At 71.2% G+C, this 23,102-nt stretch carries 18 protein-coding genes; 11 read left to right on the forward strand and 7 right to left on the reverse strand.

Annotated elements, in window-relative coordinates:
* Positions 1-20: 20 nt before the first annotated feature.
* From GUI43_RS04610 to GUI43_RS04640, 6 genes are all read left to right on the forward strand, one after another.
* Positions 21-887 carry a DODA-type extradiol aromatic ring-opening family dioxygenase gene (locus GUI43_RS04610; protein ID WP_112698072.1) on the forward strand — a complete coding sequence of 289 codons (867 nt, stop codon included), beginning with the start codon at positions 21-23 and terminating at the stop codon, positions 885-887.
* Positions 884-1,246, forward strand: a complete 363-nt coding sequence (locus tag GUI43_RS04615; RefSeq protein ID WP_112589508.1) for a hypothetical protein — start codon at positions 884-886, stop codon at positions 1,244-1,246. Before GUI43_RS04610 ends, GUI43_RS04615 begins: the two co-directional genes overlap by 4 nt.
* The gene (locus GUI43_RS04620; protein WP_112698073.1) at positions 1,243-2,208 is read left to right on the forward strand and encodes a quinone oxidoreductase family protein; all 966 of its coding nucleotides are present in this window, start codon (positions 1,243-1,245) and stop codon (positions 2,206-2,208) included. Before GUI43_RS04615 ends, GUI43_RS04620 begins: the two co-directional genes overlap by 4 nt.
* Before the next feature lie 84 nt (positions 2,209-2,292).
* Positions 2,293-3,717, forward strand: a complete 1,425-nt coding sequence (locus tag GUI43_RS04625) for an aldehyde dehydrogenase family protein (protein WP_112698074.1) — start codon at positions 2,293-2,295, stop codon at positions 3,715-3,717.
* 98 nt (positions 3,718-3,815) lie between these two features.
* A complete protein-coding gene (locus tag GUI43_RS04630; protein WP_112589635.1) occupies positions 3,816-4,649 on the forward strand; it encodes a helix-turn-helix transcriptional regulator in 834 nt (277 codons plus the stop codon).
* 205 nt (positions 4,650-4,854) lie between these two features.
* Positions 4,855-6,468, forward strand: a complete 1,614-nt coding sequence (locus tag GUI43_RS04640) for a ricin-type beta-trefoil lectin domain protein (RefSeq protein WP_112698075.1) — start codon at positions 4,855-4,857, stop codon at positions 6,466-6,468.
* Between the two features lie 52 nt (positions 6,469-6,520).
* On the opposite strand, the gene GUI43_RS04645 is transcribed toward GUI43_RS04640, so the two are convergent.
* Both GUI43_RS04645 and GUI43_RS04650 read right to left on the reverse strand, forming a co-directional pair.
* Positions 6,521-9,040 (reverse strand): ABC transporter permease, encoded by a 2,520-nt coding sequence (locus GUI43_RS04645; RefSeq protein ID WP_249037649.1) that lies wholly within the window; start codon positions 9,038-9,040, stop codon positions 6,521-6,523.
* A gap of 8 nt (positions 9,041-9,048) precedes the next feature.
* Positions 9,049-9,807 carry an ABC transporter ATP-binding protein gene (locus GUI43_RS04650; protein WP_112698077.1) on the reverse strand — a complete coding sequence of 253 codons (759 nt, stop codon included), beginning with the start codon at positions 9,805-9,807 and terminating at the stop codon, positions 9,049-9,051.
* Positions 9,808-9,953: 146 nt separating this feature from the next.
* Between GUI43_RS04650 and GUI43_RS04655 the strand changes: the two genes are divergently transcribed.
* The 5 genes from GUI43_RS04655 to GUI43_RS04675 all read left to right on the forward strand — a co-directional run bounded on the left by GUI43_RS04655 (position 9,954) and on the right by GUI43_RS04675 (position 15,102).
* The gene (locus GUI43_RS04655) at positions 9,954-11,156 is read left to right on the forward strand and encodes a sensor histidine kinase (protein ID WP_112698078.1); all 1,203 of its coding nucleotides are present in this window, start codon (positions 9,954-9,956) and stop codon (positions 11,154-11,156) included.
* Complete coding sequence (locus GUI43_RS04660; RefSeq protein ID WP_112589493.1) at positions 11,153-11,791, forward strand: response regulator; 639 nt, start codon at positions 11,153-11,155, stop codon at positions 11,789-11,791. The genes GUI43_RS04655 and GUI43_RS04660 overlap by 4 nt, the downstream gene beginning before the upstream one ends.
* Positions 11,792-12,086: 295 nt before the next feature.
* Positions 12,087-13,109 (forward strand): fibronectin type III domain-containing protein, encoded by a 1,023-nt coding sequence (locus GUI43_RS04665; protein ID WP_146765859.1) that lies wholly within the window; start codon positions 12,087-12,089, stop codon positions 13,107-13,109.
* Between the two features lie 53 nt (positions 13,110-13,162).
* Positions 13,163-14,566 (forward strand): Si-specific NAD(P)(+) transhydrogenase, encoded by a 1,404-nt coding sequence (gene sthA / locus GUI43_RS04670; protein ID WP_112698080.1) that lies wholly within the window; start codon positions 13,163-13,165, stop codon positions 14,564-14,566.
* A 92-nt stretch (positions 14,567-14,658) separates the two neighbouring features.
* Entirely contained in the window at positions 14,659-15,102 is a 444-nt protein-coding gene (locus GUI43_RS04675; RefSeq protein WP_112589632.1) for a hypothetical protein, read from the forward strand.
* A gap of 57 nt (positions 15,103-15,159) precedes the next feature.
* Here the strand turns inward: GUI43_RS04675 and GUI43_RS04680 are convergent, their stop codons facing one another.
* The 5 genes from GUI43_RS04680 to GUI43_RS04700 all read right to left on the reverse strand — a co-directional run bounded on the left by GUI43_RS04680 (position 15,160) and on the right by GUI43_RS04700 (position 23,099).
* Positions 15,160-16,554, reverse strand: coding sequence for a glycoside hydrolase family 10 protein (locus GUI43_RS04680; protein ID WP_112605509.1), 1,395 nt, complete (start codon positions 16,552-16,554; stop codon positions 15,160-15,162).
* 40 nt (positions 16,555-16,594) lie between these two features.
* Positions 16,595-17,935: an extracellular catalytic domain type 1 short-chain-length polyhydroxyalkanoate depolymerase gene (locus GUI43_RS04685; RefSeq protein ID WP_112698081.1), complete on the reverse strand. Its 1,341-nt coding sequence runs from the start codon at positions 17,933-17,935 to the stop codon at positions 16,595-16,597.
* 309 nt (positions 17,936-18,244) lie between these two features.
* The gene (locus GUI43_RS04690) at positions 18,245-20,383 is read right to left on the reverse strand and encodes an alpha-glucuronidase (RefSeq protein ID WP_249037650.1); all 2,139 of its coding nucleotides are present in this window, start codon (positions 20,381-20,383) and stop codon (positions 18,245-18,247) included.
* Positions 20,380-22,413, reverse strand: a complete 2,034-nt coding sequence (locus GUI43_RS04695) for a beta-galactosidase (RefSeq protein WP_112698082.1) — start codon at positions 22,411-22,413, stop codon at positions 20,380-20,382. Before GUI43_RS04695 ends, GUI43_RS04690 begins: the two co-directional genes overlap by 4 nt.
* Complete coding sequence (locus GUI43_RS04700; protein WP_112698083.1) at positions 22,410-23,099, reverse strand: DUF624 domain-containing protein; 690 nt, start codon at positions 23,097-23,099, stop codon at positions 22,410-22,412. Before GUI43_RS04700 ends, GUI43_RS04695 begins: the two co-directional genes overlap by 4 nt.
* Positions 23,100-23,102: the final 3 nt, after the last annotated feature.

Consider the following 23,102-nt stretch of genomic DNA (forward strand, 5'->3'; position numbering starts at 1 on the left):
CACCCCCGAAAGGAGCGGGAATGGCCTCCATCGTCGCGGTCATCGCCTCCACCCACCACCCCTTCTACTACCGGGCCAGCACGGCCACCGGCGAGGATCGGCCACCGTTCGCCGACGAGTGGACCCGCAAGATCCTGGCATTCCGGGAGACGTTGACCCGAGCCCGGCCCGACGTGCTGGTGATGGTCGGCTCCGACCACTTCCACCAGCTCTGGCTGGACAACATGCCGCAGTTCCTGGTCGGCAAGGCGCCCTACTACGACGCCAACTGGTACAACGAGGAGCGCGAGTTCGGGCTGCCCCGGATGCTGCTCAGGGGTCAGGAGGACCTGTCCGGGCACATCCTGCGGGCCGGGCTCGACGCCGGCTTCGACCTCGCGTTCAGCAACGAGCTGCGCATCGACCACAGCATCACCTGCCCGATCATCACGCTGCGGCCCGAGGCCGACCTGCCGATCGTGCCGATCTACACCAACATCTTCGCGCCGCCGCTGCCGCAGCCGAAGCGCTTCGTCCAGCTCGGCCAGAGCATCCGCGACATCGTCCAGTCGTGGCCGTCGCACCTGCGGGTGGCCGTCATCGGCACCGGCCACCTCTCGCTGGAGCTGGGCGGCCCCCGGCAGTTCGGCCCGCACGGCCCGGACCCGGAGTTCGACCAGCGGGCCGTCGAGTGGATCGCCAACGGCGACCTGGACGAGTGCCTGCGCGAGGTCACCCTGGACAGCCTGCACTCACCGGGCAACGCCACCCACGGCTTCATGGACTTCATGCTGATGATGGGCGTGGCCGGTGCCGGCGTGAAGGCCGACTACGTGGACACCCTCGATCTGTTCCACACCATGGAGGCGTACTTCACCTGGTACCCGAACGGAGCGCCGACGGCATGAGCAAGTACCTGCTGAACAAGTTCCTCTTCATGGTCGACCGGGACCCGGAGCTGGTCGAACGCTACCGCAGCGAGCCGCGCGAGCTGGTCTCCTGGTGGGAGGCCGAGTGCGCCAACACGGTGCTGAACTGCCACACCGGCGAGGCGAGCACCTGGCTGCGCTTCGACGACGTGGAGCGCGAGGCGTTGGCCACCCACGACCACGTGAAGCTCTTCGAGCTGGGCGCGCACCCGTTCCTCACCCTGACCCTCTTCATCGCCCTCTTCGAGCGGGACAACACCGAGCCGCTGGAATACCAGAAGTCCTACGGCGCGCGACTGGCCCACTTCTCGATGCCCTACCCGGACATCGCGACGTGATCCGCGCGGCAGTGCTCACCACCTGCGGCGACGCGCCGACGATCGCCGAGCGGCCGGCGCCCGTACCGGCCGACGGTACGGTGGCGGTCGCCGTCGAGGCCGTGCCGATCACCCCGCTGGACGTGCTCTGCGCCAGCGGCACCAGCTACTTCGGCCCGCCGAGCACCCCGTACGTGCCGGGCGTGCAGGGGGTCGGTCGGCTCGCCGACGGCACCCCGGTCTGGTTCGGCACGTCGGCCGGGATGCGCTCCGGCGTCGACGGCAGCATGGCGACCACGGTCACCGTGCCGACCGTCGACGTGGTGGCGCTGCCGGCCGACGTACCGCTGACCCTGCTCGCGGCCCTCGGTCTCTCCGCGGTCGCCGCGCACGCGGCGCTGACCCACGCCGGCGGCCTGGCGGCCGGCGACCAGGTCATCGTGCTCGGCGCCGGTGGTGTGGTCGGTCAGGCCGCCGTCCAGCTCGCCCTGCTCGGCGGCGCTCGCCGCGTCATCGCCGTGGCCCGGTCGGCCGCGCTTGGCAGCAGCGGCCCGGAGATGTCCCCGGTGTACGCGCCGGACGCGTGCGGGGACAGGTCCTTCGCGTCGATGGCCGATCGGCTGCGCCACGCCGCCGACGGGCCGGTCGACCTCGTCCTCGACCCGGTCTTCGGTGTCCCGGCCGCGGCGGCGCTGCGGGTGCTGCGCCCGGGTGGGCGACTGGTCAACCTGGGCAGCGCGGCCGGCGCGACCGCGCCCATCGAGTCCGCAGTGCTGCGCAGCGGCGCACTGCGGATGATCGGCTACACCAACAACGGGTTGTCGACCGCCGAGCGGGCCGCGGCGCTGACAGTGGTGGCCGGGCACGCGGCGGCCGGCCGGCTCACCGTCGACCACGAGATCGTGCCGTTCGACGCCATCGCTGACGCCTGGGCCCGGCAGGACGCGGGCACCACCGCCGGCCGGATCGTCCTCGCGCTCTGAGGGGGCCGGGCCTCAGCCAGGGATCGCGGAACCCTGGATAAACCGCACCTGGTTGGGGTTCGGCAGCGGTGCGACGGTCGGTCCATGACACCTTCCACCTACACCGTCGCCGGCCACTGGATCGGTGGCGAGACCGTCACCGGCTCCGCCGACATCCTTCCCGTCGTCAACCCGGCCACCGGCGAGGTCGTCGCCGAGACCCCGGCCGGCACCGCCGCCGACGTCGACCACGCCGTCGCCGCCGCCCGAGCCGCCTTCCCGGCCTGGTCGGCGACCACCCCGCAGCACCGGGCGGACGTTCTGCGTCGCCTCGGCGCCGGCCTGGCCGCCCGCACGGAGGAGATCGCCCAGGCGATCACCGCCGAGATGGGCTCTCCGATCGGTATGTCCCGGACCGCCCAGGTCGCGTTCCCGGCCGCGGTGGTCGAGTCCGTCGCCGGCCTGGCCGACGACTTCGCCTGGACCGAGGAGGTCGGCAACTCGCTGATCGTCCGCGAGCCGATCGGCGTGGTCGGCGCGATCACGCCGTGGAACTTCCCGCTTCAGCAGGTTGTCTCCAAGCTGGCGCCGGCCCTGCTCGCGGGCAACACGATGGTCTTCAAGCCGTCCGAGAACGCCCCGCTGACCGCGCGCATCCTCGCGGAGGTCGCCGCCGAGGCCGGCGTACCGGCGGGTGTGTTCAACGTCGTCTACGGCACCGGCGCGACCGTCGGCGAGGCGATCTCCGCACACCCGGACATCGACATGATCTCCTTCACCGGCTCCACCCGGGCGGGGCAGCGGATCTCCGCGGTGGCCGCGGCGACCGTCAAGCGGGTCGCGCTGGAGCTGGGCGGCAAGGGCGCGAACATCATCCTCGACGATGCCGACCTGCCCGCCGCGGTCGAGCGGGGTCTCATGATGGCGTTCAGCAACGGTGGTCAGGTCTGCGGCGCGTGGCCGCGGATGCTGGTGCCCGCCTCCCGTCAGGACGAGGTCGTGGCGTTGGCCGTCGAGGCCGCGAAGCAGTACACCGTCGGCGACCCGGGCGACGAGGCCACCCGGATCGGCCCGATGGCGTCCGAGGCCCACCGGCAGAAGGTCGTCGGCTACATCGAGCGAGGCATCGCCGACGGTGCCCGGCTCGTGTTCGGCGGTCCGCAGCGGCCGGAGGGGCTGACCGTCGGGGCCTACGTCCAGCCGACGATCTTCGCCGACGTCGACCCGACCTCCGCGATCGCCCAGGAGGAGATCTTCGGCCCGGTGCTGACGATCATCCCCTACGCCGACGAGGAGGAGGCCGTGGCCATCGCCAACGGCACGCTGTACGGCCTGACCAGCGGCGTCTTCGGTGAGCCGGAGCACGCGCTGGCGATCGCCCGGCGGCTGCGCGTGGGCCAGGTCGACGTGAACGCCGGCCACTGGAACCCGCTCGCCCCGTTCGGCGGCTACAAGCACTCCGGCAACGGCCGCGAGTTCGGCCGCTTTGGGCTGGAGGAGTTCCTGGAGACCAAGTCCATCCAGCGCTGACGGCACGGGACGGCCCGGGAGGCGGAACACCCTGCCGGGTCTCCCCTGTTGCACTCGATGCGCCGGTCGACAGCCGGCACGCAGTGATCGGAGACACCGTGGACCGCGCCCAACTCGCCAGCTTCCTGCGCACCCGCCGCGAGGCGCTCCAGCCCGAGGACGTCGGGTTGCCCCGGGGCCCCCGTCGGCGCACCGGAGGGCTACGGCGCGAGGAAGTCGCCACGTTGAGCGGAATGTCCACCGACTACTACAGCCGGTTGGAGCAGCAGCGCGGGCCGCACCCCTCGGAGCAGATGCTCGCCGCCCTGGCCCGGGGCCTGCGGCTCTCCCTGGCCGAACGGGACCACCTGTTTCAACTCGCCGGTCACGCCGTTCCGCGCCGCGCGGTGCGGGCCGACCACGTGAACCCGGGAATGATGCGGATCCTCGACCGGATGCACGACACCCCGGCCCAGGTGGTGAACCACCTCGGCGAGACCCTGGCGCAGACCGCGCCGGCCATCGCCCTGCTCGGTGACGAGACCCGGTACACCGGGTTCGCGCGCAGCGCGCACCACCGCTGGTTCACCGACCCGGCGGCACGGCAGCTGCACCCGGCGCAGGATCACCAGACGCAGAGTCGCCTGCTCGTGGCGCACCTGCACGCGGCGTACACCCGCGACGGACGCGGCTCACGGGCCGCCGCGCTCGTCGACGACCTGCTGGCCAGGAGCCCGGAGTTCGCGCAGCTGTGGCGGGAGCACCCGGTGCCCGCCGGTTACTGCCCGCCCAAGCACTTCGTGCACCCGGAGGTCGGGGCGCTGGAGCTGCACTGCCAGACGCTGGTGGACCCCGACCAGTCACAGACACTGTTGGTCTTCACGGCCGTGCCCGGGTCGCCGAGCGACGAGAAGCTGCGCCTGCTCGCCGTCATCGGCGGCCAGCTCGTCTGACCGCGATCAGCTCGGGCGGGGGTGGCGGGCGGGGCTGACGGGCCTGGCGCTGCACGCGCCGCGCAACGTGGTGGACAAGGTGCTCAAGGGTGCGTCCATGCACCCGTAACGGCATCCGTGGCGACGAAGACATTGATATCGGTGTGTATGACTGTAATGATTAACACACTTTACAGTTGTTTCGCCGCCCCGGAAGGACCCCCACATGGCGCGACGATCGGCCGGGCTCCTGCCCCGCCGCCCCCGTATCAGACTGACCTCCGCGCTCGCCGCGGCCGTGCTCGCCGTACCGACCGGCCTGGTCGTCACCGCATCGCCTGCGGTGGCGGCCGCGACGGGCGCCATCACCGGGTACGGCGGCAAATGCGTCGACGTGGCCGCCGCGAACCCGGCCAACACCACAGCGGTGCAGCTCTTCACCTGCAACGGCTCCACCGCGCAACAGTGGACGGTGGCCGACGACGGCACGATCCGGGCGCTGGGCAAGTGCCTGGACATCGCCGCCGCCAGCACCGCCAACGGCGCCCGGGTACAGATCTACGACTGCAACGGCACCGGAGCGCAGCAGTGGTCGCCCAGCGCCGGGCAACTGGTCAACCCGACCTCGGGCAAGTGCCTCGACGCGACCGGCCCCAGCTCGGCCGACGGCACCCCGCTGCAGATCTGGAGCTGCACCGGCACCGCCAACCAGACCTGGGCGCTGCCCACCGGCGGTGGCACCACACCACCGCCCTCGGGTGGTTTCACCCACCCCGGAGTGCTGGTCAGCCGGGGCCAGCTCGACTTCGTCCGCGGCCGGGTGCAGGCCGGCGCGCAGCCGTGGGCGGCGGCCTACAACCAGATGATGAGCAGCCGGTACGCCTCCCTGTCGCGTACCCCGGCTCCCCGTTCGGTGGTCGAGTGTGGTTCCTACTCCAACCCGAACAACGGCTGCACCGACGAACGGGAGGACGCCATCGCGGCGTACACCGACGCGCTCGCCTGGTACTTCACCGGGGACGCGCGGTACGCGCAGAAGTCGATCCAGATCATGGACGCGTGGTCGGCCACCATCACCGCGCACGCCGGCAGCAACGCGCCACTGCAAACCGGCTGGGCCGCCTCGGTCTGGCCCCGGGCGGCGGAGATCATCAAGTACACGTACACGAGTTGGCCCAACGCCAACCGCTTCGCCACCATGCTGCGCAACGTCTACCTGCCGGTGGTGCGCAACGGCTCGAACAGCAACGGCAACTGGGAACTGACCATGATGGAGGCCGCCGTCGGCACCGCGGTGTTCCTGGACGATCGGGCCGTGTACGACGCGGCGGTCAGCCGCTTCCTCAACCGCGCCCGGGCGTTCGTCTACCTGCCCAGCGACGGCGCGTTGCCGTACACGATGCCCGGCAGCGGCCTGGACACCAGCGCGGAGATCATCGGCTACTGGCAGGGCCAGTCCACCTTCGTCGCCGGCCTCGCCCAGGAGACCTGCCGCGACTTCGTCCACACCGGGTACGGGATCTCCGCCATCTCGCACGTCGCGGAGACCTCCCGGATCCAGGGACGGGACCTGTACCCACAGGTCGGTGAGCGGCTTCGTCAGGCGCTGGGCTTCCACTCGCGCTACCAGCTGGGCGAGGCGCCGCCCTCCTGGCTCTGCGGTGGCAGCCTCACCCGGGGCCTCGGGCCGATCACCGAGGTCGGCTTCAACGCGATGAGCACCCGGTTGGGCAACGTCATGACCAACACCCAGACCCTCACGCTGCAACAACGTCCGGCCGGAACCAACAACCTCTTCGTCGCCTGGGAGACGCTGACCCACGCCAACAACCCCAACTGACCAGGCCGCCGTGGGGTGGCGCCGAAGGCGCGGCGCCACCCCACGACGGTGCTCAGTTGTCGGCCCCCAGTGCCACCACCGGGCTGACCCGCGACGCCCGACGGGCCGGCAGCACCCCGGCCAGCGCGGTCAGCCCGACCAGCACCACGAAGAGCCCGGCCAGCGGCAGCAGAGGCGCGGTCAGCGGTGCCTCGATCCCGAGGGTCTGGACCGCCAACCAGGCGTACGGAATGCCGAGCACCAGGCCGATGGTCGCGCCGATCACCCCGTACAGGCCGGACTCGACGGTCAGCATGGTGCGCAGGCCGGTCCGGGACAGCCCGATCGCCCGGAGCAACCCGGACTCGCGTACCCGCTCCACCACCGACAGCGCGGTCGTGGAGCCCACGCCGACCACCGCGATCAGCACGGTCAGGCTGACCAGACCGACAGCGATCCAGACCAGCGTGCGCACCAACGCGTCGTTGCGGTCCCGTTCGTCGGCGAGCACCGCGAGGCCCACCCCGTCGCTGCCCCCGATCGCCTGCCGCAGCGCCCGCACGCCGGCGGTGCGACCGTCCTCGCCGGCACCGGCCGCGTCGGCCAGCAGACCGGTGTACGCGGCCGGCACACCGAGCCGGTCCAGGTCGACCGGATCGGCGAGGATTCCCGCGTGCAGCGGCCCGTCACCGGGCAGGACCGCGGCCACCCGCACCTCGACAGTGCCGGTGGCGACGGCGAGCGTGACCGTGTCGCCGGCGCGCAGGCCCGCGTCCCGCGCGACCCAGCTGTTGAGCACGATCCGGCCGGGGCCACGATCGGTCAGGGTGCCCTGGGCCACGTCCAGGTCGCCGGTGCTCGGCAACGCCGCCAGGTCCAGGTCGCTGGTCGGATAACCGGCCTCGACGTCGCCGAGCTTGTCCGCGCCGCGCAGCAGCGTGGCGTCGTCGACCATCCGGTACGGCACCACTCTGGCCAGCGCACCGTGTGCCGCCTCGGCCCGGCTCACGACGGCCGGCGGGAGCGTCCCACCGTTGCTGGTGACCTCGAAGTCGGACGGGGCCGAGAGCGCCATCTCGCGGTCGGCGAGGATCTGCAACGACGCGCCGCCGATGACCACCCCGGAGATCAGGGTCACGCCGAGGGCGACCACGACGGAGACCGCGGCGGCGCGGCGCGGCGTCCCGCCGATTCCGCCGACCGACATCCGCCCGAGCGGCCCGAGCTGGCGCAGCGGCCAACCCACCACGGCCAGCACCGGGCGCACCAGCAGTGGGCCGAGGGCCACCAGCGCGAAGAACGCCAACGCGCCGGACCCGACCAGCAGGAGCATCGGAATCGACGGGTCGTAGTCCGACTGCTCCGGCTTCGGCAACTGGCTGATCGTCCCGACCGCCGCCAGGACCGCGCCGCCGGCCAGGAGCAGCCCGAAGACCAGACGCAGCACGCCGATGCCGCGGCGGCCGGCGGTGACGCTCGCCGCCCGCAGCGCCTCCAGCGGGGAGACCCGGGCGGCGGAGAGCGCCGGTGCCAACACGGCCAGCACGGTGATCACGACGGCGCCGATCACCACAGTGACCGCCGCCGCCAGTGGCAGGCCCGGCGACGAGACAGCGTGGCCGGTGGCGCGCAGGATCGCCGGCAGCGCGTACCCGAGGGTGAGGGCGCTGGCGACCCCGACGACGCCGGCGACCAGCCCGGTCAGGGCTCCCTCAGCGGTCAGGGCCCCCACCAGGGTGGCCCGACTCGCGCCGACCGCCCGCAACAGCGCGAGCTGCCGCATCCGCTGGGCGAAGACGATGCGGAAGGTCGAGGTGACCACCAGCGCGGCCGCGACGACCGCGATGGAGACGAACATGCCGACCAGGATGAAGAGTCTCCCGACCTGTTCGGCCGCCGCCTGGGCCTCGGCCTCGCGCACCTCGGCGCCGGAGCGGATCGGCTGGCCGGCGACCGCCGCGGTAACCCGTTGGCGGACCGCGTCGGTCGAGGCCCCGGGGGCCACCCGCACGTCGACGCGCTCCACGGTCGTCAGGCGCGCCCAGGCGATCACGGCGCTGTCCGGGGCGTACGCGTCGTAGCCGGCGTCGGCGCTGCTCTCCACCACGCCGGTCACTGTGAGTGGGGCAGGCGTGGTGAGTTCACCGCCGGTGCCGCTGGTGGTGGTGCCCACCGAGAGTCCGAGCCGTTCGGCGGTACGCGGCGTGATCGCGATCTCGCCGGGCTGATCCGGGTAGCTGCCCTCGATCACCCGGACCGTGGTCAGCGCGCCGGTGCCCGGATCGGACTGGAGGTTGAGGTACCCCTCTCCGATGGAGACCCCGGTCGAGACCCGGGCCACCGCCTCGGCCACCCCGGGCACGGCCCGGACCTGCCGCACGTCGGTCACTGTGGGTGGCGGCACGTCAACGCTGCCGATCACCAGGTCGGTGACCGCCGGGGTGCCGCTGAGGTTGTCCCGCACGGTCCGTTCGGTGATCTGTTGCACCAGAACGGTGCCGAACACGACGAACGACGCGACCAGGATCGCCAGGCCGGTCAGGATCAGCCGGCCGGGCCGCCGGGCTGCGGCGGTCGTCTGGGTACGCAGCACTGTCGCCCTCATCGGCGGGCCGCCAGATCGCGCAGCGCGTCGGTGACCGACACCTGGTTCGGCTTGTCGATCTCGCCGGCCAGCCGCCCGTCGGCGAGCAGCACCACCCGGTCGGCGTACGCGGCGGCGATCGGGTCGTGGGTGACCATGACGACGGTCTGGCCGAGGTCGCGTACCGAGTCGCGCAGGATGGTGAGCACCTCGGCGCCGGAGCGGGAGTCGAGGTTGCCGGTCGGCTCGTCGGCGAAGACCACCTCGGGCCGGGCCACCAACGCCCGGGCCAGCGCCACGCGCTGCTGCTGGCCGCCGGACAGCTCGCTCGGCCGGTGCTTTAGGCGGTCGCCGAGGCCCAGCAGCTCGACCAGGCGCGCCAGGAGTTCGGCGTCGGGCTGCCGACCGGCGAGGTCCAGCGGCAGCGTGATGTTCTGCGCGGCGGTGAGCTGCGGCAGCAGGTTGAAGGACTGGAAGACGAACCCGATCCGCTCCCGGCGTACCCGGGTCAGCGTCCGGTCCGACTGGCCGGTCAGCTCCGTGCCGCCGAGCAGGACGCGACCGGAGGTGGCCGTGTCGAGGCCGGCGAGGCAGTGCATCAGTGTCGACTTGCCGGACCCGGACGAGCCCATGATCGCGGTGAACTCGGCCCGACCGAAGCCGACCGAGACCCCGTCCAGGGCACGGACAGCGGTGTCGCCGCTGCCGTACACCTTCACCAGGTCGACCGCGGCGACCGCGGCGTGGCTGGTCTCCGGCGGGGCGTGGGTTGTCATCGTTCCTCCAGTGGCTGCGTGGTGACCCGGGAAGCGTCGCCGCCACCGGCGGGTGCGCGCATCGGCCCAGGGCCGGGTATCGCCGGTGCGGGGTCTGCCTTTTGGCCGATCCACCACCTCCACCTGGCTGGCTACGCTGGGTCACCATGAGCGCGCCGGATCTTCGACGTCTGTGGGTACGCCTGGCCCAAGCGGCCGGGCTGGTGGCCTTCGGCCTGCTCGCCCTCTTCGACTTTGCGGCCAGCACGGCGGATGACTCCGGCATCGGAACTCTTCTGCTCCTGCTGGTGCCGATGGGGTTGGCGGTGGCGACGGTGCCGCTGTGGCTGCCGATGCACCGGCTGGGTTCCCGCCGGCTGCCGCTGGCCGCGCTGACACTCGCCACTGCCTCACTGGCCGTGACCGCCGGGGTGGTGCTCCTCTCCGGAGGCGGCGGCATCCTGCTCGCCCGCACCTGGGGGCTCGCCGAGTCGGCCGGGCTGATCGGCGTGGTCTTCGTGGTGAGCCGCTGGGGCGCGCCGCGGCTCGCCCCGTGGGCCGCGGTGGCCGCCGGGCTCGCCGTCGCCGCGATGCCGCTGCGCGTCGGCACCGAGAACCTGCTGGTGATCTTCGGCCTGCTCCAGGTGCTCGCCGCGGCCGGCGCCGCCGGGGTGGGGCTCTACCTGCGCATCATGGCCGCCGGCCGGGAGCGGGCCATCGCGCTGGTCCGGGCCGAGCAGCGTGCCGAGTTCGCCCGGGACCTGCACGACTTCATCGCCCACCACGTGACCGGCATCGTGGTGCAGGCCCAGGGTGCCCGGTTCGTCGCCGAGCAGGACCCGCAACGGGTGATCGTCGCCCTGGAGCAGATCGAGCGGGCCGGCGCGGAGACGATGACCTCGATGCGGCGGATGGTCGGCATCCTGCGCAACCCGGACGCCCCGCCGGACGCGCCGCTGGCGCCACTGGCCGGGGTGACCGAACTGGAGCCGCTGCTGACCGGCTTCAACGGCGCGGCGAACGCGCCGGCACGACTGCACGTCGACGGCGACCTGAACGGGCTGCCGGTGGAGGTGTCCACGTCGGCGTACCGGGTGGTGATGGAGGGGCTGACCAACACCCGCCAGCACGCGCCGGACGCGCGGTCAGTGGACGTGGCGGTGCGGCGTACCCCGGACTGGTTGCTGGTCCGGGTCGCCGACGACGGCGCGTCGCCGCGCACCGCGCCGGCCCGGGGGCACGGCTTCGGTCTGATCGGCCTCAACGAGCGGGTACGCGCCCTCGGCGGCACGATCACCGCCGGGCCCGGCGTCGCCGGTGGCTGGGTGCTCGACGCGGCGTTCCCACTTCAGGTGGCGGTGACGCGGTGATCCGGGTGCTGATCGCCGATGACCAGGCCATGGTCCGGACCGGCTTCGGCATGATCATTGGCGCCCAGTCGGACATGGAGGTGGTCGGCGAGGCCGCCGACGGCGTCCAGGCCGTCGAACTGGCCCGACGACTGCGCCCGGACGTAGTGCTGCTGGACATCCGGATGCCCCGCCTCGACGGTCTTGAGGCACTGCGGCTGCTCGCGGGGCCGGGCGTCGCCGACCCGGTCCGGGTGGTCGTCGTGACGACCTTCGACCTCGACGAGTACGTGCACACCGCGCTCTCCAACGGCGCGTGCGGCTTCCTGCTCAAGGACTCCGGCCCGGCCCTGCTGGTGGAGGCGGTCCGCGCGGCCGTGTCCGGCGACGCGCTGATCAGCCCCTCGATCACGGTACGGCTGCTGGAGCACCTCAGCTCGCCGGCTCCTGCGCGCGACGACGGTGGCCTGTCGCCACGGGAACTCGACGTCGTGAAGCTCGTCGCCCGGGGCCTGACCAACGCCGAGATCGCCACCCATCTCTTCATCGCCGTGGGCACGGTCAAGACCCACCTGGCGAGCGTGCAGATGAAACTCAAGGCCCGCAACCGGGTCGAGATCGCCGCCTGGGCCTGGGAACGCCGCCTCGTCGGCTAGATCGGGCCCTGGCGGGTGGCGGCTCCCGGGCGGCGGCTCCCGGGCGGGTTGGTGTCTTGTTCGTTTCCTTTGGAGCTGATGTCGTCAACGAATCAGCGGCACCGGCGACCACCGATGTCATAGACGATTCAGCTCCAAAGGCAACGAACGGCACACCATCCACCAGCCCTGGGGCTACTCCGCGCACCGAGGGCGGCGTCCGGGTCCGGCGGGGCAACCTGCCGAGCCACAGTGACTTAGCATTGACGGAAGTGGATTGGTTAAAGCGGTGGGCGACCGGAGGGCGGGGAGATTCGTGCGTGATCGTCGAAGTCGAGCAATCCGGTCGAAGGCCGCCACGCTGGCCGCCGGCGCGCTAGTGGTGGCCCTGGTCGCGGCGGGCGCGACCCCGGCGCACGCCGCCGCCGACACCGAACGTCCCACCGCGCCCGGCCCGATCACGGTCGTCGCCATCGACACCACCTCGGTCGAGCTGACCTGGGCGGCCTCCACCGACAACGTGGGCGTGGTCCGCTACCCGGTCGGCGCGCAGTTCGAGGATTCCGGCGCCCAGTATTCGACCGACACCAACAGCATCCGGATCATCAACCTGCGGCCGTCGCGCACGTACACCTTCTCGGTGTGGGCGCTGGACGCGGCCGGCAACAGCTCGGTGTCCAACCCGACCCTGCGGCTGACCATGCCACCGGGGGACGACCAACCGCCGAGCGCGCCGGGCCAGCCGGTGGCGTACGACGTCGCCGCCACGGTGGTCCGGCTGCGGTGGGCGCACTCGGTGGAGAACGTCGCGCTCGACCGGTACGAGGTGTTCCGGGTCGACGCCGGCGGCACTCTCACCCGGGTCCGCGAGGTGTACCAGTACCCGCCCGTGAACAGTGCACAGATCAGCGGGTTGGCGCCGGACACCACGTACACCTTCGTGGTGCAGGCCCGCGACGAGGTCGGACACCTGTCCCCTCTGTCCGCACCGGTCACCGTGACCACCCTGCCACCGCCGCCGAGCTGCGCGGTCCGGTCCGTCGTGCGGCAGTGGCCGGACGGCTTCGTGGCCCACCTCGTCGTCGAGAACACCGGCACCACGGCCATCGACGGGTGGACGATGACGTGGCGGTTCTGGGCCAGCCAGCAGGTGCAGGGCATCTGGGGCGCGAAGGTCGTCGACCGGCTCAACAACAGCTACCTGCGGGTGCGCAACACCGGTCGCAACGCGGTGATCCCGCCCGGCGGCACGGTGTCGCTGGGCCTCGTCGCCACCGGCACGCAACTACCGGAGGAGATCACGCTGAACGGCGGCCTCTGCACTGTGGCAGACGAATAACGCTCGACTCCGGGGTCTGGCGCTGGCCACGACATCTTGCGACGCTAGCGGTTGTGTATGACTACGACCTGTTGGTGCTGGGCTCCGGACCCGGCGGTCAGAAGGCCGCGATCGCCGCCGCCAAGCTCGGCAGGCGGGTCGGCATCGTGGACCGCCGCGACATGATCGGTGGGGTGTGCATCAACACCGGCACGGTCCCCTCCAAGACGCTGCGCGAGGCCGTGCTCTACCTGACCGGCCTGAGTCAGCGGGACCTGTACGGCAGCAGCTACCGGGTCAAGGAAGAGATCACGGTCAGCGACCTGGCGGCCCGGACCCAGCACGTGATCACCAGGCAGACCGACGTCATCCGCAATCAACTGGCCCGCAATCGGGTCGCGATGATCACCGGTACCGGGCGTTTCGCCGACGCGCACTCGATCTGGGTCGACGGCGGCTCCGGCCGCGAGTCCAAAGTGACCTTCGACAAGATCGTCATCGCCGCGGGCACCCGCCCGGCCCGCCCGGACAGCGTCGACTTCGACGACCGGACGATCGTGGACTCCGACGGTGTCATCAACCTTCAGGCCGTACCCCGCAGCATGGTCGTGGTCGGTGCCGGCGTGATCGGCATGGAGTACGCCTCGATGTTCGCCGCCCTCGGCACCAAGGTGACGGTGGTGGAACGCCGCGAGCGGATGTTGGATTTCTGCGACGACGAGGTCGTCGAGTCACTCAAGTACCACCTGCGCGACCTGTCCGTGGCGTTCCGCTTCGGCGAGGAGGTCGCCGCAGTGGAGAAGCACCAGACGGCGGCGCTGTGCATCCTCAAGAGCGGCAAGAAAATCGTCGCCGACACGGTGATGTACTCGGCCGGGCGGCAGGGTCAGACCGACGACCTGGCGTTGGAGGCCGCGGGGCTGGAGGCGGACCGACGCGGCCGGATCACTGTGGACGCCAACTACCGCACCTCGGTGGAGAACATCTACGCCGTCGGCGACGTGATCGGCTTTCCCGCGCTCGCGTCCACCTCGATGGAGCAGGGCCGGCTGGCCGCGCAGCACGCCTGCGGCGAGCCGATCCGGGAGATGCACGGCCTGCAACCGATCGGCATCTACACGATTCCGGAGATCAGCTTCGTCGGGCAGACCGAGGCGCAGCTCACCGAAAGCTCAACACCGTTCGAGGTGGGCATCGCCCGCTACCGCGAGTTGGCCCGGGGTCAGATCGTGGGCGACTCGTACGGGATGCTGAAGCTGCTCGTCTCCCCCGACGACGGCCGACTGCTCGGGGTGCACGTGTTCGGCACCGCCGCCACCGAGATCGTCCACATCGGTCAGGCGGTGATGGGTTGCGGCGGCACGATCGACTACCTGGTCGACGCGGTGTTCAACTACCCGACGCTGGCCGAGGCGTACAAGGTCGCCGCCCTGGACGCGTCCAACAAGATCCGCAACATCGTCCGCATCGACGGCTAGCCACCACCCCCGAGGAAGCCCGCCCCGCCACCGATGTCGGTGCTGCCCGCTACCGTGCCGGCACTGTTGACACGTTGAGGAAAGAGGCAGTGGTGGGCGCATCCGGGTGGAGCTACTTCGTCGCGTACCAGCCAGACCTGGACGCGGCGTTGGACGCGCTGCGGGACAGGACCTTCGCCGAGGGTGACTACTGGTGGGCCCGCGGTGAGATCCCGAGCTCGGCGAGCGACTATCCGAACCGTCCCGCCACGATGGAAGAGTTGTTCAACGACGAATGGGTGCAGGAATCGGGCACCCATTCCATCCTCGATGTCTACCGAGTCCTCGACGAGGGCGAACGGCCCGAATTCGGCACTGTCGAGCCGGTGAGCCCTGCCGAGGCACTGCGCCATGCGGGCACCGAGCGGCTGACCCGCGAGCACCTGGCCGCGATCGAGGGGCTGGCCGAGCAGAGATGGTTCGGCCGCTGCGCGGTCCTGCACGACGCTCAGGGCAAGCCGGAGGAAATCTACTTCTGGGGCTTCTCCGGCGACTAGCCCCCCGGGTGATGGGCCGGTGCGGGGGCGGGAGCCTCCGCACCGGCCGGTGGGGCTTTAGCGGGCTGAGCAGGTGGGGCTGAGACTGCCGGCGGTGCCGTTGGCCTGGAAGCCGTACTCGGTGGATTGTCCGGCGCCGATCTGGCCGTTGTACGCCACGTTCGTCCAGTTCGTCGTGCCGGTGTTACCGCTGCGGTTGGCGTTCCACGCGTTGGTGACCGTCGCGCCGGACGGGAGACCGATGGCGACCGTCCAGCCGCTGATGGCCGACGAACCGGCCGTCACCTTCACCGTGGCCACGAAGCCACCCGTCCACTGGTTCAACGACACCGTCGCCGTGCAGCCACCCGGGCCCGGAGGCGGAGTCGTGGGCGGGTCGGTCGGCGGGTCGGTCGGCGGGTCCGTGGGCGGGTCCGTCGGCGGATCCGTGGGTGTGGTGCCGTTGTTCAGCGCCGCGAGAACCGCGTCGTACGCGGGCTTCTTCGAGCCGTTGCTGTTGAACAGCAGCGGGGTCTGCGAAGCCCGCCAGGAGTCACTGTCGCGGATGCCCCACACGGTGATGCCGTTGCAGCGGGCCACGGCCAGGCAGTCCTCGACGACGCTGCGGTAGGTGCTCGCCGAAGCGCCCTGAATGTCCAACTCGGTGATCTGCACGTCCACACCGAGCGCCGCGAAGCTCGACAGCGTGGTGCGGTAGTTGCTCACGTACGGGGACTCGTTGTTGAAGTGCGACTGGAAGCCCACGCAGTCGATCGGCACGCCACGGGCCTTGAAGTCGCGCACCATGTTGTAGACGCCCTGGGTCTTGGCGTGCGTCCAGTTGTCGGTGTTGTAGTCGTTGTAGCAGAGCTTCGCGCCCGGATCCGCGGCACGCGCCGCCCGGAACGCCGCCTCGATCCAGTCGTTGCCGGTGCGCTGGAGGTTGGAGTCGCGACGGCCTCCGGAGCTGCCGTCGGCGAACGCCTCGTTCACCACGTCCCACGCCACGACCTGACCGCGGAAGTGGGTGGCCACCTGCGTGACGTGGTTGAGCATCGCCTGCCGCAGCGGGCTGCCGCTCATGCTCTCCATCCAGCCGGGCTGCTGCGAGTGCCACGCCAGCGTGTGACCCCGCACGCTCATCCCGCGGCTGCGCGCGTGGTTGACGATCTGGTCCGCCGCCCCGTAGCTGAACTGATTCTGCTGCGGCTCGGTGGCGTTCATCTTCATTTCGTTCTCGGCGGTCACCATGTTGAACTCACGGTTCAAAATCGTGGTGTACGCACTGTCGGAGAGCTTGAATCCGGCCACCGCCGTGCCGAAGTACCGACCCTTCTCGGCGGCGGACGCACCGAGCGTCGTCCCGGCGGATGCGGGTGCCGTCGCGAACAGCGCCATGCCGGCCGCGAGGGCGCCCGCGCCGGCCAGCGCTAGCGTGGCTCTCGATGCCGCCTTCCATCTCGTACTTCTCATCGTGTGGCTCCTTCTGAGGGTGGTGGGGTGGGAAGGGAAATCAGGACACCGAACAGGCGGCACCGTTGAGGGCGAACGAGGTGGGCTTGCCGGTGCCGCCCTCGTGCGTGGCCTGGAAGCCGATCTCGACCGACGCGTTCGGGGCGATGGTGTTGTTGTAGGAGACGTTGCGGGCGGTCACCGCACCGCTCGCCGGGGCGTACTGCGCGTTCCAGCCGCTGGTGATGCGCTGTCCGCTGGGCAGCGTGAAGGTCAGCGCCCAGCCGTTCACGGCGGTGGCACCGGTGTTGGTGATGGCCACGCTCGCGGTGAGGCCGCTGTTCCAGGCGTTGACCGTGTAGCCGACCCGGCAGGCGCCCTCGGTCGGCGGCGGCGTGGTCGGGGGCGGGGTTGTCGGGGGCGGAGTGGTCGGCGGCGGGGTGGTCGGGGGCGGCGTGGTCGGGGGCGGCGTCGTCGGCGGCGGGGTGCCGTCCAGCCCGAAGAAGCGGATCACCTGCGCGGCGTCGACCGGCAGGTTGTGCGTGACACCCTGCATGCTGATCGCCTCGACCGGCGCCATCGGGCCGCTGCTGCCGTACCGGGTGCGGGTGTAGCCGGACTGCGGGGAGTCGGTGTACGTCGGGGTCTGACTCAGCCCGTGCACGTTGGTCCACTGCTTGACCTGCTCACCGAAGTTCGGGTAGCGCAGCGTCTCGTCGTTGGTACCGTGCCAGATCTGCATCCGGGGCCGCTGGCCGGTGTAGCCGGGGTACGCCTCCCGAACCAGGTCACCCCACTGCTGCGCGGTCCGGATGAGTTGCCCGTTGGCGCACTGGCTGTTCCACTCCGAGGTGCCGCCGGTGGCGAAGCAGGCGAACGGCACCCCGGCGAACGAGGCGCCCGCCGCGAACACGTCCGGGTAGACGCCCAGCATGACGTTGGTCATCATCGCGCCGGAAGAGGTGCCGGTGGCGAAGATCCGCGCGGGGTCGGCGGAGTAGCGCTGCCGCACGTAGTCAACCATCGACATGAGCCCGACCGGGTCGCTGCCGCCGCCACGGCGTAACGCCTGCGGTGAGTAGACGTCCCAGCACTTGCTGCTGCGGGTGGCCGACGGGTAGATCACGATGAACCCGTACCGGTCCGCGAGGGAGGCGTACTGGGTGCCGGAGTGGAACGCGGGGCCCGTGCCGGTGCAGTAGTGCATGGCCAGGAGGATCGCCGGTCGGGCCGCCACCCGGTCCGGGACGTACAGGTGCATCTGAAGGTTGGTGGGGTTGGTGCCGAAGTTGGTCACCTGCGTGAGCGCCGCCGCCGACGCGGGAGTGGCGAACGTCAACGCGGCGGCGGCCAGTGTCACTGCCGCCATGACGACGCCAAGCATTTTCGTCTTCAGTGTCATCGTCGCGATCCCTTGCGAAAAAGGCGCGTGGAAGGGGACTTAAGTCGAGGACTGCCCTTCGCCCGACCTTGACCGCGGCTCGCGTGACCATGTCAGCTTCGATCGAGCACAGTCGATTGTCAAGACTTCCGGAAACCTTTCGCCGCAACGGTTCCGGCGGTCACCTGCGCAGCAGTGGGCATCGACGGGCATGGTCAGCGCCGATGGGTGGCGATAAATTATCGGGACGTTTTCGGAACCTGCCAGGGCGCTGGGGCGCACGGCACGAGGGCGGCCCGACCGGATGGCCGGGCCGTGCCTCAGCGCCGCTCAGTAGATGACCCGCCCTCGCTCGTCCGGCACCCCGGACTTGCGGAAGAAGTACGTGTTGATCTGGTCACGCCACTCTGTGGCGCAGCGCACCTGCTCATCGAGGCGCTCGGCGACCCGCTCGTACACGCTCGGGTCGATCATGCCGGTCAACGTCTGCCACTTCCGTCGCATCGCGGTCACCTCGTCGACCCCCGCGAAGTGGGTGTCGTAGATGTGCTGGATGACTGTCGAGCCGCTGTGCAGCACGTGCCCGTACGGCACGTGGTGGAAGAAGAGCAGCAGCTCGTCGGGGCAGGTCTCGGGTGACTCGTACACCTGGGCCCAGTACGGCGGGTACTGGTCGGCGAAGCCGGTGCCCGACGCGAGGCTGCGGTCCACGCCGACGCCGTCGCGGTCGGCGAAGTGGTAGGTGCCCCACCGGGTGTACTCGTACCCGTCGACGTCGGGACCGTAGTGATCACCGGGGTGGACCATGAAGCCGACGCCCAGCGGGGCGGTGTAGCGCTCGTACGTGCGCCACGAGTCGTCCATGATCTCGTGCAGGGTCCGCCGCACCAGCTCCGCGTCGGCGGTCGCCGACGGCGGAAAGGTCAGCGTGATCCACTCGTCGAGGATCGCCGTCGGGTCCCGCCGAGGGTCCCAGGCCAGCCGGCCGAACGTGTACAGGTTGGCCTGTGCCAACGGATGCCCGGTCCAGAAGAGGTCGTCGCCGACGTTGGCGACGGCGACCATCCCGCCGCCCGACGCCGACTCCCCCGTGACCACGTCGGCGATCGTCCGCCCGTCCGGCCCCCAGGGGGCGAAGCCGAGCACCTCACTCCACCACGGGCCGAGGTGGCAGACATGCCGCTGTTGGCCCGTGTACTCCTGGGTGACCTGCAACTCCACCGCCAGCCGGGTCGCCGGCATCGCGGCGAGCACCGGTGAGACCGGCTCGCGCGTCTGGAAGTCCACCGGGCCGAACTTCACCTGAACGACCACGTTGGTGCGGAACCGCCCGTCGAGCGGGGCGAAGTGGTCGTACGCGGCCCGAGCCCGGTCGGTGGACCGGTCCCGCCAGTCCTGGTGGTGGTTGTAGACGAACGCCCGCCAGTGCACCACTCCCCCGTGCGGGGCGAGGGCCTCGGCCAGCAGGTTCGCCCCGTCGGCGTGGTCGCGGCCGTACGTGAACGGGCCGGGCTGCCCCTCCGAGTCGGCCTTCACCAGATAACCGCCGAAGTCCGGGATGCGGTCGTAGACCCGCCGGGTGGTAGCGGCCCACCAGGCCCGCACCGCCTCGTCCAGGGGGTCGGCGGTCGACAGGCCTCCGAGGAGCACCGGCGCGGCGAAGCTGACCGACAGGTGCACCCGGATGCCGTACGGGCGCAGCGCGTCGGCGATCTCGGCCACGTCGCCGAGCCGTTCGGTGAGCAGCAGCGCCTCGGTACGGGCCACGTTGACGTTGTTCACCGAGATCGCGTTGACCCCGCAGGAGGCCAGCAGCCGCCCGTACTCCCGTACCCGGGCCAGGTCGCCGCGCGGACGGCCGTCCCGCCAGAAGATCGAGCCGCCCGCGTACCCCCGTTCGACCTGGCCCATCACCGGGTGCACGGCCACGTTGTCCCAGTGGTTCAGCATTCGTCGGCGCAGCGCCGGCCGGTGCCGCTCGGGCGGTCGGGCCGGGTCGAAGGCCGCCGCGCAGAGCCGGACCACGTGGAAGAGCCCGTACAGCAGGCCGGCGGGCGCGTCGGCCAGCACCGCGGTCACGTCGCCGGCCCGCGCCAACACGAAACCCTCGTCGCCGAGCGGCCCGCCGTCGCCCAGCTCGACCAGCGCCGCCTCGCCGGCGGCGCGTGCCGCCTCCACCGACGGGTTGGGCAGCTCATCGGCGTCGCGCAGAGCAAGCACCAGGTCGACGTCGACGTCCCAGGACGGAGAGTGCCACACTCGTCCGCCGTAACGCGCGCAGGCGCGCGAGACCTCGTTGAGGACGGTGTCGACGAGCAACCCCTCGCCGTGGAGGAGGACGCGGCGCGCGCCGAGCGACCGGAACGCCTCCGGGGGCAGCCAGGCCGGGTGGACGCGCGGCTCGTCACCGTCCATCGGCTCCTCGACGAACATCAGCTGCTCCAACTCCACCGACTCTTCGGCGTTCACCGGTCCTCCTCCAGCACGACAACCCCGTACGCCGGCAGCCGCAGCGCACCGCCGGCCGCCGTACGGTCGCCGGTGAGCAGGTCGACGCCGCCGGTCCGGGCGGTCACCTCGACCGGCTCGGCGCGGTGGTTGAGCAGAAACAGCAGCCGCGACCCGTCCGCCGCGACCCGGACGGCGGATTCCAGGTCCGGCACGTCCGGGTAGGGCCCGAGCAGGTCATGGCGGGCGAGCACCTGCCGCACCACCCAGGACACCCCGGCCTGGTCCAGTCCGGCGGCCACGTACCAGCCGTCGCCTGCGCCGAAGGAGTTGCGGGTCACCGCCGGGGTGCCCGCGTAGAAGTCGGCCTGGTAGGTGCCGACGACCTGCGCGCCCTGCGGAATCACCAGCTCGAACAGCAGCCGCGCGTCGACCTCGACCTGATCCGCGCCGTCGCCGAGGCGGACCGGATTGACCACCTCCGGGCCGCGGGCGTCCCACTCGTCGACCCGGACGCCCATGAGCTGCCCGAGCGGGCCCGGCACGTCCATCAGGAACGCCTGGTCGTTCTCGTCCACCCGGCCGGACAGGTAGGTGGTCAGCACCGACCCGCCGCGCGTCGCCACCGCCTCCAGCCGCTGCGGCAGGTCCCCCTTGAGCAGGTGCAGGGCCGGGGCCACGACCACGTCGTAGCGGGACAGGTCGGCGGTCACCGCGACGACGTCCAGGTCCACACCGGCATCCCAGAGTGCCCGGTGGTACGCGAGCACGACCTGCTGGTAGCGGACCAGCCGGGACGGGCCGTCGGACAGCTCCAACGCCCACCAGCTGTCCCAGTCGAACAGCAGCGCCACCCGGGCCGGGGTCCGCGCGCCCAGCGACGCCGGGCCGAGCCGTTCCAGTTCGGCGCCCAGCTCGGCGACCTCCCGGAACACCCGGGTGTCGGCGCGACCGGCGTGCCCGATGACCGCACCGTGGTACTTCTCGCTGGCTCCCCGGGAGGCACGCAGTTGGAAGAAGAGCACCGCGTCGGCGCCGTGCGCCACGGCCTGCCAACTCCACAGCCGCATCAGCCCGGGACGCTTCAACGGGTTGACGTCGCGGCACGCGGTGCAGCTCGGGGTCTGTTCCATCAGCCAGAACGGCTGGCCGTCCTTGAGCCCGCGCATCAGGTCGTGGGTCAGTGCCATCCGGGCCGCCGACCCGTCGTCGGGCGGGTAGTTGTCCCAGGAGACGAAGTCCAGATGAGGGGCCCAGCGGTGGTAGTCGATCGGCCGGTACATGCCCATGAAGTTCGTGGTCACCGGCAGCGTCGGGCTGGACTCCCGGATGGCCGCCTTCTCGTCGCGGAAGTTGGTCAACATCGCGTCGGAGGTGAATCGCAGGTAGTCCAGTGTGATGCCCTGGAACGCGGTGTGGTCCGGGCCGCGCCAGTGCTCGGTCAGCGCCGACGGCGGCTCGATCTCGTCCCAGTCCGTGAAGGTGTGCGACCAGAAGGTGGTGTACCAGGCCTCGTTCAGCTCGTCGAGGGTGCCGTAGCGGTGGCGCAGCCAGTTCCGGAAGCCGGCCGCGCACAGCGCGCAGTAGCAGGCGCCCCCGTACTCGTTGCCGACGTGCCAGGCGAGCACCGCCGGGGTGTCGGCGTAGCGGCGGGCGACCCGGCGGGCCAGCTCCGTCGAGAGCCGGCGGAAGACCGGCGAGCTGGGGCAGGAGTTGTGTCGCTGGCCGAAGCGGTGCTTGCGGCCCTCGAAGTCGGTCCGGGTCACCTCGGGGTACGCCTTCGCCAACCACGGTGGGTGGGCGCCGGTGCCGGTGGCCAGGCAGATCCCGCGTCCCTCGGCACTGGCCCGCTCGATGACCCTGTCCAGCAGCGCGAAGTCGTAGGTGTCCTCGGCTGGCTGGGTGAGCGCCCAGTCGAACACCCCGAGGGTGACCAGGTCGATCCGTGCGGTGTCGAAGAGACGGTAGTCCTGCTTCCACACGTCCTCGGGCCACTGTTCCGGGTTGTAGTCGCCCCCGAAGGGCACCTTGGCGCTGAGGGGCAGGCTCACGAGGTGAACTCCTTCCGGATCAGGTGGATCATCGGGTCGCTGATGCGCAGGTACGCCAGGACCGCGATCGACGCCAGCAGCATCAACACCGCCTCGGAGAAGACCGCGGTGATCCCGGCCGCCGCGGTCAGCAGCAGGGCGTTGCCGACGGAGACACCGGGGGTACGCACGAGGAAGTGCACGGCCAGCCGGAGCACGTCCCGGGTGCGGAAGTCGAACAGCGAGGTGATCACCAGGGCGTTTGCCGCGCAGAGCGTCACGCCCACTCCGATCAGCACCAGCGGCACCGCCCACCAGCTCGACAGGCCGACCGCACCGCGGTAGGCGAGGTTCACTGCGAGCACTGTCAGCCACAGCAGCGTCGGCACCCAGATGCGCAGCACGCCGAGCACGTTGGCCCGGTAGCCACGCCAGAACAGGGTGGCCGGGCGCAGGTCGGTCAGGTCGGTTCGCTGGTGGCGCAGGGCGTACAGGGCGGCGGAGATCGCCGGGCCGACTGGTACCAGGAGGAGCGCGGCCAGCGGCAGGTTGCTCGGATCGCGGCCCAGCACCAGCAGCGGGAGCAGGGCGGGCAACGTGGTGAGCAGCAGGAGCAGCTCGACCACGAGCAGGATGTAGACGCGCGAGGTGATCCGCGACAGTGGTCCGTCGCCGAACTGTCGCCGGGTCTGAGTCGCGCCACTCACTGT

This window comes from Micromonospora noduli, assembly GCF_003264365.1.
Classification (GTDB): Bacteria; Actinomycetota; Actinomycetes; order Mycobacteriales; family Micromonosporaceae; genus Micromonospora; species Micromonospora noduli.